Below are 13,136 nucleotides of genomic sequence, written 5' to 3'. Positions count from 1 at the left end.
CGGCGGCGCTGGTTCGCTCTGACCTGTCCAAGGATCTCGAGTTGCTGGTGCTCCGCCACGAGGATCAGGTGCACCCCCCGCGCGCGCAGCGACCGGTTCACCACCTCGATCATCCAAGCCACCGTCGCCGAGTTCATCCAGCACGGCGACCTCGACCGGCACCTGCGGTGCACCCGCCGCAACTACCGCCAGCGACGCGACGCGCCAATCGCGGCCCTGTGCCGGCAGCTGCCCGCCTACCATGCGACCGGCATGCGATGGTCATCGGGAGCATGGCCGTCACGCAAGGGGTGCACGTACGCGCGGTCCTGGTCGATTCGTGCGCGTAGCTGGTCAGCTCCGCTCACGGACCCGTGACCGGGGGTGAGGACATCCACGTTGTCCGCCGCGCCCTCCAGCAGTCGCGGCCCGACGAGGTAGTCCTCGATCGGGTCATTGGTGCTGGTGAAGTTGTCGAGCATCGGGATGAGGACATCAGAGAGCATGTCCCCGGCGACGAGAACGCCATGCTGCTCGATCGACAGCGCCGCATGGCCCGGGGTGTGAGCCGGACGCTCGATGGTCCGGACTGCAGGGCCATCCCAGGGAATCCGCGCGGTTCCGGCAGGCAGACCGGTATTGAGGCCGTACAGGGCCAGCGGTGTCTCCTCGGCGATCTCCGGCGGTACTCCTTCGGCGACGAGGGCTTTCCAGTCCGCGTCCGACAGCACATCTCGCATGAAAGCTGGGTTGCGTCCGCGGAAGTGGTGTACGAGCCCGCCCTGCTGGCGGTATCGCCCGGTTGGCTGAGCCCGGCCTTTCAGCGGGAAGGATCTGGCATGGTGGCTGCCCGATCGCGGTGGTCCGCGGCCAGGGCGTTGCCCAGGGGAGTGGCGACGCCCTCGATGGCGATGGCCGGTTGCCGTTCCGGGGTGTACGCACGTATTTGGCACGATCGACGGCTGCGTCGCCCGCGGGCGGAGGCGGTCGGAACGGGTTGTCACTGCGTGGATGACGCGGAATCAGGGGTTGACCTGGGGAAACGGCTTCAAGATCATCCCCCGTATGTCCCCTGATCATGGTCGTACGGCTGCGTACGGGCACTGTCCGCTGCCTACCGGGGGTGGCGAAACAAAAGACCTGCGGCTGTGAAACCGCAGGTCAGGGGCCGAATATGGCGATCTAGGTGAGTGCCCCCGGCAGGATTCGACCCTGCGGCACCCGCTTCAGGAGAGCTCCAGCAACAGCGAGTCTAGTTTGTCTACTAATGGGGTGATATGTAGGTGCTGCTCGACATGTGTTGGGCTCTCCGGCGTGGGCCCGCTGAGGCGCACCTCATCGAGGGTGTTTAACCTGGTCAGGGCCGTATTCGTGGAAGGGAAGACCACAAGGCGGTTCCGCTCTTCAGATGCGAGTGCTTGGTCATGTTCGGTTACGCAACCGAAGCCGACGTCGCGATCTTCAAGGGCATCCTCTGCTTGAGTGATTTCGCCTCACAGTGCGGGCGCGGACCGTAGTCGTCAGCGGTGCTGCGGCAGACGGACCCACGCGCCCGGTGGGCCGGTGACGGCTCGCGCATCGGGAAGTCGTAGTCCGGGCGTGGCGCAGCACGCGATGACCGTGGTCGCCGGCGAGACCCGGACAGACTGATGAGGAGGCGAACCGGTGCGCGAAGCCGCCGAACGGTTCGTCTTCTTTGCCCATTCCACAACGTCGTCGAGCAGTTCGTCGAAGTAGTAACGCAATGCTTGGATCTTGCGGTCACCTGTGCCGTACTCTTCCTGGCCCAACTCAATCCGCCCCAACCGTGCCGCTTTGCCGCCTAACGGATCACCATGCAGCTCTCAGAGCAGGTGGCTGATGCCCACGGGATGGTAACAACAGCTTGTCGCCTTCACCTGCTTTCCCCAGGATCGGGTGGGTAACGGGTATGGGCGTCGTACTCGTCTTGGCAGCTTATCCCTGCGCGCTCATTTCGGCGATGAACCGACGAATGTCGCGCGCCCATCGCGCGTTGCCAGTGCCGAGAATGCTCTCGCGCACATCCGGGCGCATGTGCAGGAGGATTCGCGCAGCCGGGTATGCCTGCAGATGCCGCAGTATGGGCGCTTGCCAGCCTGGGGGCATTGCCATGAGAACCGAACAGCCACGGTCCGGGTTCAGCACGCCGATGATTTCAGCCGCGCGAGGAGCGTCTATCACCGCAAGGCTGTAGCCCCGTACGAGGTTCCATCGCGTGACCATCAATATCGCGGCGAGCGTCTCGGGTGCCATGGCAGTGAGCACCGGAAGCAGTATGTGCGGCGCCGCGGTATTAACCAGTTCGGCCGCGTACCGTGGTGGCGAGGCGCAAAGAACCGACACAGCGCGGCCCGCGTCCATGGCGAGCAAGATCCTGGCCGCGTTCTGCAACTGCGCGATGGAACCGCTTGCCGCCGGAGGAAGCCCGAAGAACGCATCAGTGATGTCAGCGATCGGGCCCTCAGCGTCCGCACGGCTGCGATAACAGAACGGTACCAGAAGCGCCGCAGCCTGAGCAGGCCCGAGTGCCGCCAAGACGGCCGCGGCACGGAGAGGGCCCATAACATTCAATAAGAACTCGGCCTGCGCTTGCTCCGTCCTGACCATGATCTGGGCCAAGCGGGTAGGTGGAATCGAGGCAGTCGTTTGCGAAACATCGCCCTTGCCGCTCAAAGCCACGAGGAGGAAGGCCGCAAGGGATTCGTCCATTTCCGACAGAATGGCGCCCGCGCGTGCTGGCTGCATGATTGCCAGTCGGTCGAGCGCAGCGTCTCGCCGCATGAGTGCCAGGAGAAGGGCCGCGTCTGCGGTGTCGGTCTTGTTCAGCACCTCAACCGCTTTCTGGAGCGGCATGGCGGCCAACTGTTGAGCGAATAAGTGGGCATCTTGCATGGAGATCTCCCTGTGACAGGGATATAGCGGATGAATGCTACCAGCGGCCCCGATAACATGTGTGGGCGTCGAGCGATCAGGTGATGGGCTGGCGCGTGCTCGGCGCCGTCCATACCGAGGACGTTGGCCCTGTCGGGCCGGGTAGACGGGCGCTTAACGCGCGTGGGCGGCATCCCGTCGTGCTTGCCCTGTTGGTCACCGGCAGCGCCGGCCGCTCGGCGTCATTCCCGCCGAAGCCCCCGGTGAGTTGCAGCCCTTTGACGCCATCATCTCCACACTTGACCTCCAGCTCCCACCGTAAGCATTCAGGTCCTGCGCGATTCGGGTTCTGATGACGCAGCATGCGGCCGGCAGGCTGGCCACGCTCCTGGCCGGGCAGGAGCTTGACCTCCGACAGGCCGACGGCGACCGCGCCACGGAATTGCTCGTAGCCGCGATCGTAGAACAGCCGATCCGCGGCCTCGACGATCTGTGTGCGGGTCGCTGCGCCGCTCATCAGCTCCTCCTTCGGCTGTCATGCGGACGGGCCACATTCCGCTAGGACGCTCGACTGGCGCACCCGAGGTCACTTGTTCTAAAGCCGTCAAGCTGGCCTTCGGCACGCCCTTCGTCGCCAACCCCAACCTGGGCCAGGCCCTGCTGGCCGGTGAGGTCGTTGGTGACGGGTACGACCGGCGTCGTCATCGGCTGCGATAGGCCCATGCTCGGTTGCGGACCATACCGCCTCCATCTGATGGAACCGTACCTGGAGGTCAGGGTTCGAGCATGGGCACAAGGAAGCGTCTGGCCACCGTGACCAGTTGCTCGTCGTCGTCGAGGTCGATGACGGCGCTGGGGATCGCCAGAAACGAGGTGGAGACGCGCACCATCATCTCGGCCACGAGGTCGACGTCGAGGGCGGCCGACACGTTGCCCGTGCGTTGCTCGCGGCGGAGCTGGCCGGCGACGAACTCCCGTACGGCGGCGAGGGTCTGACCCCCGTCGGTCATCATGGACGGGACGAGCAGGTCGGGCTCGGAGACGAGGAGGCCGCCGATCAGCGGGTTGCCGCGAATGGCGCGCAACGAGCTGACGAAGCCGAGGACCACCCTGTCGGCGGCGGTACCCGCCTGCTCGCTGTCGATGAGGAACCGGTCGAAGTAGCGGCGGAACTCCCGGCGCACCACGTGCTCGACCAGCGTGTCCTTGCTCTCGAAGCGCCGGTAGACGGTGATGCGCGACACCTTGGCCCGCCGGGCGACGTCCTCCATGGTGGAGCGCCTGATGCCCATCCTGCAGAACTGCTCATACGCCGCGTCGAGGATGCGAGCCCGTAGCTCGTCGTTGTCGTCGACGCGTTCGACGGCGTCCACGTAGGCGCGCTCCAGCAACGACCCTGAGCCTGACGGCGCCATGAGGCCGGACAGCACGGATTCCACGCTCACCTTCTGCATCGAGTCTGTCTCAAGAGCGGGTCTTGTGGTGTCCGTAACGACGTGTTCTCATGATGATACACAGACTCAAGTTCTGTTTCTTAGTGTCACCCACTTCTCGCCATCGTACGAGAAGGAGGAAGCGGCGTGGGAGAACTCGGCAGACGCGGCGACGGCGCGTTCCCTGCTGGATGGATCTCCGGTGAGCCGATCAAGACTGCCCTGAGCGAGACCCCCCACCTCGAAGGAGTGCAGGCCATGGCAGAGTTGAGCAGGCGCGACATCCTGATCTCAGGCACCGCGCTGGGAGCGCTCGGCGCATTGGGCATCGCCTCACCGGCCCAGGCGAACACACTGGCGGATGGCTGGACCTGGCCGGTCAGCGGCTCGGTCGCGGGCTCCGGCAGCGGCGCCGACCCCCGGTGGGTGTGGGACGACGTCGCCGATCCACTTCTCGCCTCGCTGTTCGACCGTGGCGTCATCCCCGAGGTCAACCGGCTCCTGTACGACTGGAACCGCAATGACCAGCCCCTGCCCGCCGGGCTTCCTGAAGACCTCCGGGCCTTCATCGAGCAGGCACGCCAGCTCCCGCCGTGGGCCGACCAGGCCAAGCTCGAGGCCGCGGCCCGCTTCCACGTCCTCAAGGGGAACTACATCGTCGTCCTCACCATCGTCGGCGCCGGCATGCTGGCCACCGCCATTCCCAAGGAGGCCCGCGCGGTCTACTACTCAGCCGGTGGCGCCGACCTGAAGGACCGGGTCGCGAAGACGAACGTCCTGGCGTACGCGGTCCGGCCGCAGAACGCCTGGGGTCCCGGCGGCACGGCCGTCGTCGAGGCCGTCAAGACCCGGCTGGTGCACGCGGCCGTACGGCATCTGCTCAAGTCGTCGCCCCACTGGTCCGGCCCCATCCCGATCAGCCAGGAGGACATGCTCGTCACCTGGCACACCCTGGCAACCTTCTCGATGCGCGGCATGCGCGCGTGGAAGGTGCGCATCTCCTCCGGGGAGTCCACGGCGTACCTGCACTCGTTGCAACTGCTCGCGCACATGCTCGGCATCAGGGACGAGTTCATCCCCGCCACCTGGGATACCTCCTACGCCCAGTCGGACATCGTCCTGCCCAGGAACATGGGGCCGACGGCGGAGGGCGTGGAGCTCAACAACATCCTGCGGAACATGCTCGCGGAGCTGACCAGCCCGGGCGGCATCGACAAGCCGCTCGTCAACGCGTTCTCCCGCTACCTCACCGGCGACCAGGTGGCCGAGTGGAACGGCATCCCACGCGAGCCGCTGTGGGACCCGGTCATCAAGACCGCCTGGCCGCTGCTGGTCCAGTTCAGGGAGGGGGTGATCGGGCTGCCGCTGGTGCCGTCCGCCGCCTGGCTCCTCGACGAGATGATCAAGAAGTGGACCACGTACTACCTTACCAAGGGGGCACAGACCAAGATCGTGATCCCGACCGGTAACCGGCCCGGCTGATCGCGTCCACGCAATGTCGGTGCGGTCGTATTGGTTGTCGGCGGTCGGGATCGCCGGAATCGGGGCCTGGGCTGGGAAACGCTATTAAGATCATCCCGCGTATATCCCCTGATCATGGTCTCTCGGCTGCATGCGGGCACTGCCGGTTGCCTATCAAAGTTCGCAAAGCGAAAGACCTGCGGCTGTGAAACCGCAGGTCAGGGGCCTGAAAGGCCGATCTGGGCGAGTGCCCCGGCAGGACTCGCTTCAGGGCAGCGGGACCCCCTCACACGTACGCACCCGCCGGCCGGTCTCGAAGAAGGCGACCACCGCCGCCACGCAGTCCGGCGTCCGCAGCCCCGAGCCGTGCACGTCGTCGTCCACGGTCACCACGGTCCCGCCGATCGCCGCCCGCATGTCGAGCGTCCACTCGTACGGCGACGGGCTCTCGTGCAGGTGGCCGGACAACATCAGCGGCCCGCCGCCGCCCCGCAGCCGGACCTCGCGCACCGGCAGCGGCCAGCCCGCGCAGTTCGGCACGAACGCCGTGGCCTCGCCGGTCACCGGATACCGCGTCAGCCGCTCCTGGTAGGCCCGCCACGCCGACTCGAACGTCCGCGGCCCGGAGTCCTCGTTGCAGAAGTAGGCGATGTTCGCCGGCTTGTTGCCGCGCTCGGGCGCGCCGGCCGGCGGGGCGGGCCGCTCGCCGCCCGCGAGCCTCTTGAGCGTGGGCGGGGCGTCCGGGCCGGTGGCGGTCACCAGCTCCTTGAGCACCTGCGCCACGTCCTGCCAGGCGGGGCTGGGCTGGCCGGCCGCTTCGGCGATCATCCGGCCGTCCACGGTCATGTCGATGTCGGTGAAGGTGACGGGGTCGGCGGCGAAGCGCTCGCGCAGCCGGGTCAGCGCCTCGATCACCTCGGCCTTGGTGTCGCCGAAGCCGTACGTGTCGTCCCGCGCGGCGATCCAGGCGGCCATGCGCCGGAAGTCGCGGTCGGTGGCGCGGGCGCGCACCTCGGTGAAGACGTCCATCCTCGGCTCCGTGACGGCCACGCTGTCCAGCCACATGGCCCGCACCCGGTCCGGGAACAGGCTGCGGTAGACGGCGCCGAACCAGGTGCCCCACGACACCCCGAGGAAGGCGATCGTGCGCTCGCCGAGCGCGGCGCGGAGCCGGTCGAGGTCGCGGGCCGCGTTCGCGGTCGTGAGCTGGCCGAGCAGACCCGGGTCGGTGGCCGCGCACGCCTGGTTGGCCGCGACGGTCGCCGCGTAGACCGCGCGGGCCTGCTGCTCGGTGACCGGGCCGGGCGGCGGGGGCCCCTGCTCGGGCGGCCGGCAGGCGGCCTTGGTGCTGTAGCCGGTGCCGCGCGGGTCGAGGCCGATGAGGTCGTAGCGCTCGTTCAGCTTCATGCCGCCCATGACCAGGTCGATCGGCATCAGGTAGCCGCTGCCGCCGGGACCGCCGGGGTTGACCGCGAGGCTGCCGAGGCGGCGGCCCCGGTCGCTCGCCCGCAGCCGGGTGAAGGCGATGGTGATCTGCTTGCCGCCGGGGTCGGCGTAGTCCTGCGGTACCGGCAGCGTGCCGCACTCGGTGCGGCCGTAGAGCGCGCGGAACTTCGCGAACTCCTTGTCGGGCACGCCGATCGAGCGCAGGACGTCGTCGGAGTACGCGGGGCACTCGTGCCAGGTCACCGACGGCTGCCGGGACGCGGAGGCGGGGACGGGGGCGGCGAGCGCCCCGAGCGCCAGGGCGCTTGCCAGTAAGGTCCGGAGAATCATGACTCAAGGCTGGGCCCGGGGCGCGCCGCCGGCCTCCCCCGCGAGTGGGGGACGGACCTCTCCTTCAGGGGATCCCCTCGATCAGGGCAGGATGGCGTCCACGTAACCGCCGTCCACCCGCAACGCCCCGCCCGTGGTCGCCGAGGCGTACGGCGAGCTGAGGTAGACCACCATGTTGGCGATCTCCTCGGGCTCGATCAGCCGCTGGAGCAGCGACTGCGGCCGGTGCTGCCGCATGAACGCCCGCTGCGCCTCCTCCCACGGCAGGTCGCGGTCCACGAGCTGGTAGACGAACTCCTCCACGCCGCCCGTGTGCGTCGGCCCGGCGATCACCGAGTTGACCGTCACCCCGGTGCCCGCCGCCTCCTTGGCGAACCCGCGCGAGACGGCCAGCAGCGCCGTCTTCGTCATGCCGTAGTGGATCATCTCGGCCGGGATCGTCACCGCCGAGTCGCTGGCGATGTACTGGATCCGCCCCCAGCCGCGCTCCTTCATCCCCGGCAGGTACGCCCGCGTGAGCCGCACCGCCGCCAGCACGTTGACCTCGAAGTAGTGCCGCCACTCGGCGTCGTCGATCTCCAGCGCCGGCCGGGCGCCGAAGATGCCGAGGTTGTTGACCAGGATGTCCACCTGCGGGAGCAGGCTCAGCACCTGGGCGCAGCCCTCCTCTGTGGACACGTCGCCGGGCGCGGCGACCAGCTCGGCCGCCGCGGCGGCGGGCAGGCCGTCCGGCGCGCCCGGGGTCATCCGCTCGATGGCCGCCGCCACCCCGCCTTCGCTCCTGCCGTTGACGCCCACCCGGGCCCCCGCCCGCGCCAGCCCGGCGGCGATGGCCGCCCCGATGCCCTGGGTCGAGCCGGTGACGAGCGCGGTCTTCCCGCTGAGATCGATGTGCACGATGTCGTACCCCCTTCGGGGCCCATTTTTCCGTGCCCCGTCGGGGCGGGAGCGCACCGGGGTCGTTTTTCGCCCGGCCACGGGGCAGATCGACTACGTAGGCTGGAGCCGGGCGTGGAAGGGGCGCGGGTGCACCGGATCCTGTGGGGCGTGGCGGCGATGGCGGCCGTCGCGGTGCTCGTCGGGCTGGTCGTCGGGGTGGTCGTGCCGGCCGTGTCGGAGGGGCCGGCGCGGTCGCCGGAGGAGTGCGAGCCGCGCGACACGCGGGTGAGCGCTCCGTACGCGGTCACCGGCTACTGGGTGATCCCGCGTGCCGACCCGTGCGTCACGCGGCGCATGGTCGAGGCCGTCCACCAGATCGGCGGCGACACGCTGATCACGTTCGGGCCGCGGTTCGACGCGGGGGAGCCCGATCCCGGCTTCGCGGACTGCGTCGTGGACGGGCGGCCCTGCGCCGAGGTGCCGGGCAAGCGGGTGCGGCATGTGTACACGTACACCACGAGCGAGGAGTTCGGGCCGGGGCTGCTGCGCTGCCAGGGGCTGGACCGGCGGGTCGAGGCCGGTGAGCGGGTCTTCTACCGGGTGTCGCTGGCCGCGTCCTGCGACGACCCGGTCCACGACCTCGTGCTGATCTCCACCGACGGCGACGGGCTCGGCAACCTGATGAGCGAGGCGGCGGCGTACGGGATGAAGGTCTTCCCCGGGCTGCCCGCCGCGTCGCAGGAGCCCGGCAAGACCTGGGAGCCCGACCACGACCACACCGGCGCGCTGACCGCGTTCACCGAGCGGGTGCTGGCCGACTACCGGGCGCGGTTCGGGGGGTCGGCGGCGTTCGCGGGGGTCTACCAGTCGTTCGAGCTGGCCATGCGCGACCGCGCGCCGAACGATCCGATCATCGAGCTGTACGCCGCCCAGCACGCGACCGTCGCCGCCACGCTGCCCGGCAGGACGATCCTGGTCAGCCCGTACATCGACGCCCGCCGGGGCCGCGGCTTCCCGCCCGAGCAGGCCGGGGACGGGCTCGCCGACCTCGCCCGCACCCGGGCGGGCGCGCCCATGGCCGTCGCGGTGCAGGACGGCCGGGGCACCGGCAAGGTCCCCGTGCACGGCCCGCACGAGCGGGACGCCAAGGTCGAGCCGCGCCTGGTGCCCGTGGTCGGCGACGTCAGCAACGCGCAGGCGTACTACGGGGCCACCCGCGACTACATCGCGGCGGCGGCCCGCCGGGTGCCGCCGGGCGTGGAGCTGTGGGTGAACATCGAAGGCTTCGAGCCCTCGCCCGTGGACGGCGAGTGCGGGCGGGTCGATCCGCTGCCGCTGCGCGGGCGGACCACGAAGAGCCGCCTGGACCGGCAGGTCATGGCCGCGGGCACGCATGCCCAGAAGATCATCTCGTACGGGTGGGACCCGTTCTTCACCTGCCAGGCCCGGTACGACACGCCCTCGCTGGCCGACGACATCGCGAGCGGCTGGCAGGAGCCCATCGTGGTCAGCGCCGTGCGCAAGGACATGAACGGGCAGGCCGGCATCCTCGTCGAGGGCCACAACCTGCGGGGCGGCACCCTGCGCTTCGAGCCGGAGGGCGTGACGGTCGAGCAGGGCTGGTACGGGCGGGGGCGGCTGGAGTCGGCGTGGGTGCCGTACACGCCGGGAGCGCCGTTCACCGCGATCACGGCGACGAACGGGGCCGGCGAGAGCAGCACCACCCCCTACGTCATGCCCTAGGAGAAGATGTCCGGTTGATGTCCGGTCACCGCCCTGGGACGCGCGCGGCCGCCAAGGCAGGGTGAAGGAGAGAACCGAACCCGCTCCGAGAGGAAACACATGCGCGTTCGCACAGCCCTGGCCGCCGCCGGCATGGCCGCCCTCACACTGGCAGCCTCCGCCCTCCCCGCGCAGGCTGCGGCGTGGATCTACGTCGGCATGTTCGACACGCAGGCGAAGTGCAATTTCGACCGGTCGGTGAGACACGCACAGGGATATCCCACCGACCCCACCACCGGCTGCTATCGCGTCAGCAACGGTTATTACTACTTCTATTACGCCTGATCGAGGAGGACTCATCGTGCGCGCCAAGAACACCTTCGTCAGGACCGCACTGCTGGCCGGGGGCCTCATCGCGGCAGTTCTCGCCCCCACGGCGGCCACCGCGGCCACCACCACGACGTCAGGCGCCCAGGCGGCCTTCGCCTGCGCCAACCCCTGCAACTGGTACTCCCAGTCGGTCTCTGCCAGGATCACCGCCCTGAAACTGGCGGAGCAGCAGGCCATATATCTCATGCAGATCGGCTACACGATCATGACCACCGAGGCGCAGTTGCAGACGGACGCCGCCTCCTGGAAAGGACACGTGCGCTACCACGGCTGATCCGAGGTCAGCCCTTGGCCGCCCTCGCCTGCGACCACCCGGTCAGGGCGTCGACCAGGATGTCGGCGAGCAGCGCCGCCTGCCTGCCGTCCTCGTCCAGGTCGGGGTCCAGGATGGTCACCTCCAGCCCGGCCGCGCCGGGCAGCGCCAGCAAACCGCGTAGGAGGGCGGTGAGCTGGGCGGCGTCGAGGCCGCCGGGGGTGGGGGAGTCGACGGCGGACAGGACCGACGGGTCGAGGACGTCGGCGTCCACGTGGATCCAGAACCCGTCCAGCTCGTCCCGGACCAGCACCTTCCTGGCCTGATCGAGGTCGATGTCGCTGCCGGGGACGTACGCGAGCCCGCTGTCGGCCAGCTCCGGCAGGTCCTCGTCGTCGCGGACGCCGAGCAGGATCACGTCCTCGTCCCTGACGTAGGGGCGCAGGCCGTCGAGGTCGGTCAGGTAGTCGTCGCCGCGCCCGGTGACCAGCGCCACGTCCTCGCCCGCCGCCGAGCCGACGTGGGGGGAGTTGCCGAGGTGGCGGAAGTCGGAGTGCGCGTCCAGGTACGCCAGCCCGTACCGGCCGGCCCGCCGCAGTGCCAGCGCGGGGCCCAGCAGGATCGAGCAGTCGCCGCCCAGCAGCACCGGAAACCCGCCGTCCGCCCGGATCGCGGCGACCCGGTCGGCCAGCCTGCGGGCGTAGGCGGCGATGGCGGGGCCGTTGCGCACGCCGTCGCCCGGCTGCCAGGTGGCGACGTACCGGGGCGGGACGAGCGCGCCCGCGTCGGCGGCCCCGAGCCGCGCCACGAGGCCCGCGTCGCGCAGCGCCCAGGGGGCCTTGTAGCAGCCGGGGACGACGCCGGGGGCAGGCGGGCGCAGGCCGAGGTTGGACGGCGCGTCGAGCACGGTCAGGCGGCGGGTTGCGTCAGGGGTTATGATGCTCATACTCGTGACGGTAGCAAGAGGGAGTACGGATGCGCCAGTTCGCGGAGACCGGGGTCGTGGCCATCGACCTGGCCAACACGTGGGACGAATGGCTCGACGACCCGGAACGCCTCCCGGACGTGGCGGCCCTGGCCCGCTTCTGCGCTGAGCTGGGCGAACCCGCGGACGCGCCCGCTGCCGCCGACCTCGACGCCGTACGGCAGGTGCGGTCGCGACTGCGCGACGTCCTGACCCGCGACACCCCGGAACTCCGCACCCGAGCCCTCGCCCAGTGGTCGGCCGACCTCCCGCTCGCCGCCACCGTCGAGGACCACGCCGGCATCCCACGCCTACGCCTCACCGCCGACCCCGAGCGCGGCGGGCCGCCGCTGGCCGCCCGCCTCGCCGTACGGGCCGTCGCCGACCTCCTCGACCTGGCCTCCGCCGGCGACTGGGACCGCCTGCGCCTCTGCGCCGCCCGCCCCTGCCGCGACGCCTTCGTCGACCGCAGCCGCCCTGGCCGCCGCCAGTTCTGCTCCACCCGCTGCGCCAACCGCGCCCACGCCACCGCCTCCCGCGCCCGCCACCGTATCTGAACTACTTCAGATATGCTGCTCGCATGACGACGAAGCGCTTCCCGTACAGCGCGTTCCTCCGTGGCCCGTCGGAGGTGCTGCCCACTCTGGACAGCGCCGACGTCATCCTCGAACGACGCGACGACGAAAACCTGATCCTCATGCGCGCGGAACGCTTCGAGGCGGGGACGGCCAGTCTGCGCATCGCCGCCCGGGCGCTGGCCATCGTGGCGCGCCGCAACGCCGGTCTCGCCGAAGAGGTGCTCGCCGAAGAGCTCACCTGGCTCACCTGGCTCCCCGACGCCGAACGCCACGAGTGCGTACGCGAACTCCTCGCCCACCTGATGGCGGGCGCCGACACCGGCGAACTGCTGCCGTTCGCCAGAGCCCTGACCTCGTGGCGTTCCACCGCCGTCATCTGGAGCGACCCGCAACTCGCCCACGACCTCCACGGCCCCTTCCCTGGCGACGGCCCCGACGTCCCCCGCCCGCTGGACAAGCCCTGATGGCCGGTCGCGGGGACGAGGTGCCGCGTCCCAACCCCTGGCGCGTACGCTTCGCCGACCGGCGCGCCGCCGAGGGCTGGGCCCACCTGCTGGCCCAGGCGCCCGACAACCTCGACCGAGCCTGGGTGGCGATCACCAGTGACCCGCGACGCATCGACTGCCGCCAGCACCCGCTCAAAGGCTCACTGGGCTTCGTGAAGGTGGACGGTGTGTCGGTCGAGCAGTGGCAGTACGAAGCCACCTCGGGTGGTCGGCTCTGGTATGGGATCGACGACGACGAACGCACGCTGTGGATCACGCGCGCCGGAACCGGGCACCCGAAACAGACCGACCAGCGGCGTTGAC

Annotated in this window: 15 protein-coding genes; 7 read left to right on the top strand and 8 right to left on the bottom strand. The window is 69.8% G+C overall.

Going from position 1 to position 13,136, the window contains the following annotated elements:
* Positions 1 to 236 precede the first annotated feature (236 nt).
* The 5 genes from AC27IY_RS44705 to AC27IY_RS44685 all read right to left on the bottom strand — a co-directional run bounded on the left by AC27IY_RS44705 (position 237) and on the right by AC27IY_RS44685 (position 4,325).
* Positions 237 to 719 (bottom strand): MBL fold metallo-hydrolase, encoded by a 483-nt coding sequence (locus AC27IY_RS44705; protein ID WP_423443935.1) that lies wholly within the window; start codon positions 717 to 719, stop codon positions 237 to 239.
* Positions 720 to 1,499: 780 nt separating this feature from the next.
* Positions 1,500 to 1,784, bottom strand: coding sequence for a hypothetical protein (locus AC27IY_RS44700; RefSeq protein ID WP_423443937.1), 285 nt, complete (start codon positions 1,782 to 1,784; stop codon positions 1,500 to 1,502).
* Between the two features lie 151 nt (positions 1,785 to 1,935).
* Complete coding sequence (locus AC27IY_RS44695; RefSeq protein ID WP_487181694.1) at positions 1,936 to 2,892, bottom strand: magnesium and cobalt transport protein CorA; 957 nt, start codon at positions 2,890 to 2,892, stop codon at positions 1,936 to 1,938.
* A gap of 76 nt (positions 2,893 to 2,968) precedes the next feature.
* Positions 2,969 to 3,388, bottom strand: a complete 420-nt coding sequence (locus AC27IY_RS44690; protein WP_449948507.1) for a hypothetical protein — start codon at positions 3,386 to 3,388, stop codon at positions 2,969 to 2,971.
* A 256-nt stretch (positions 3,389 to 3,644) separates the two neighbouring features.
* Complete coding sequence (locus AC27IY_RS44685) at positions 3,645 to 4,325, bottom strand: TetR/AcrR family transcriptional regulator (RefSeq protein WP_487181693.1); 681 nt, start codon at positions 4,323 to 4,325, stop codon at positions 3,645 to 3,647.
* A 237-nt stretch (positions 4,326 to 4,562) separates the two neighbouring features.
* Between AC27IY_RS44685 and AC27IY_RS44680 the strand changes: the two genes are divergently transcribed.
* The gene (locus tag AC27IY_RS44680) at positions 4,563 to 5,786 is read left to right on the top strand and encodes an oxygenase MpaB family protein (RefSeq protein ID WP_423443945.1); all 1,224 of its coding nucleotides are present in this window, start codon (positions 4,563 to 4,565) and stop codon (positions 5,784 to 5,786) included.
* Between the two features lie 246 nt (positions 5,787 to 6,032).
* Here AC27IY_RS44680 and AC27IY_RS44675 read toward each other — a convergent pair whose 3' ends face one another.
* The gene (locus tag AC27IY_RS44675) at positions 6,033 to 7,541 is read right to left on the bottom strand and encodes an alpha/beta fold hydrolase (protein ID WP_487181692.1); all 1,509 of its coding nucleotides are present in this window, start codon (positions 7,539 to 7,541) and stop codon (positions 6,033 to 6,035) included.
* A gap of 81 nt (positions 7,542 to 7,622) precedes the next feature.
* Positions 7,623 to 8,438 carry an SDR family NAD(P)-dependent oxidoreductase gene (locus AC27IY_RS44670; RefSeq protein WP_344209718.1) on the bottom strand — a complete coding sequence of 272 codons (816 nt, stop codon included), beginning with the start codon at positions 8,436 to 8,438 and terminating at the stop codon, positions 7,623 to 7,625.
* 129 nt (positions 8,439 to 8,567) lie between these two features.
* Here AC27IY_RS44670 and AC27IY_RS44665 point away from each other — a divergent pair, with 129 nt between their 5' ends.
* The 3 genes from AC27IY_RS44665 (at position 8,568) to AC27IY_RS44655 (ending at position 10,806) form a co-directional block, all read left to right on the top strand.
* On the top strand, positions 8,568 to 10,163 hold the full coding sequence (locus tag AC27IY_RS44665; RefSeq protein ID WP_487181691.1) for a DUF4434 domain-containing protein: 1,596 nt from the start codon (positions 8,568 to 8,570) through the stop codon (positions 10,161 to 10,163).
* Between the two features lie 99 nt (positions 10,164 to 10,262).
* On the top strand, positions 10,263 to 10,487 hold the full coding sequence (locus AC27IY_RS44660) for a hypothetical protein (protein ID WP_423443953.1): 225 nt from the start codon (positions 10,263 to 10,265) through the stop codon (positions 10,485 to 10,487).
* A gap of 16 nt (positions 10,488 to 10,503) precedes the next feature.
* A complete protein-coding gene (locus tag AC27IY_RS44655; RefSeq protein WP_423474466.1) occupies positions 10,504 to 10,806 on the top strand; it encodes a hypothetical protein in 303 nt (100 codons plus the stop codon).
* Between the two features lie 7 nt (positions 10,807 to 10,813).
* Here the strand turns inward: AC27IY_RS44655 and AC27IY_RS44650 are convergent, their stop codons facing one another.
* Positions 10,814 to 11,731, bottom strand: coding sequence for an arginase family protein (locus AC27IY_RS44650; RefSeq protein ID WP_423474467.1), 918 nt, complete (start codon positions 11,729 to 11,731; stop codon positions 10,814 to 10,816).
* Positions 11,732 to 11,760: 29 nt separating this feature from the next.
* Between AC27IY_RS44650 and AC27IY_RS44645 the strand changes: the two genes are divergently transcribed.
* From AC27IY_RS44645 to AC27IY_RS44635, 3 genes are read left to right on the top strand one after another with little or no spacing between them, the layout of a single operon-like run.
* The gene (locus AC27IY_RS44645; protein ID WP_487181690.1) at positions 11,761 to 12,306 is read left to right on the top strand and encodes a CGNR zinc finger domain-containing protein; all 546 of its coding nucleotides are present in this window, start codon (positions 11,761 to 11,763) and stop codon (positions 12,304 to 12,306) included.
* A 23-nt stretch (positions 12,307 to 12,329) separates the two neighbouring features.
* Positions 12,330 to 12,791: a hypothetical protein gene (locus AC27IY_RS44640; RefSeq protein WP_487181689.1), complete on the top strand. Its 462-nt coding sequence runs from the start codon at positions 12,330 to 12,332 to the stop codon at positions 12,789 to 12,791.
* Entirely contained in the window at positions 12,791 to 13,135 is a 345-nt protein-coding gene (locus tag AC27IY_RS44635) for a hypothetical protein (RefSeq protein ID WP_449948533.1), read from the top strand. The genes AC27IY_RS44640 and AC27IY_RS44635 overlap by 1 nt, the downstream gene beginning before the upstream one ends.
* Position 13,136: the final 1 nt, after the last annotated feature.

Source organism: Nonomuraea sp. B208, assembly GCF_057536035.1.
Note: the sequence above shows the minus strand (reverse complement) of the source record. Positions and strands in the feature narration are given on the sequence as shown.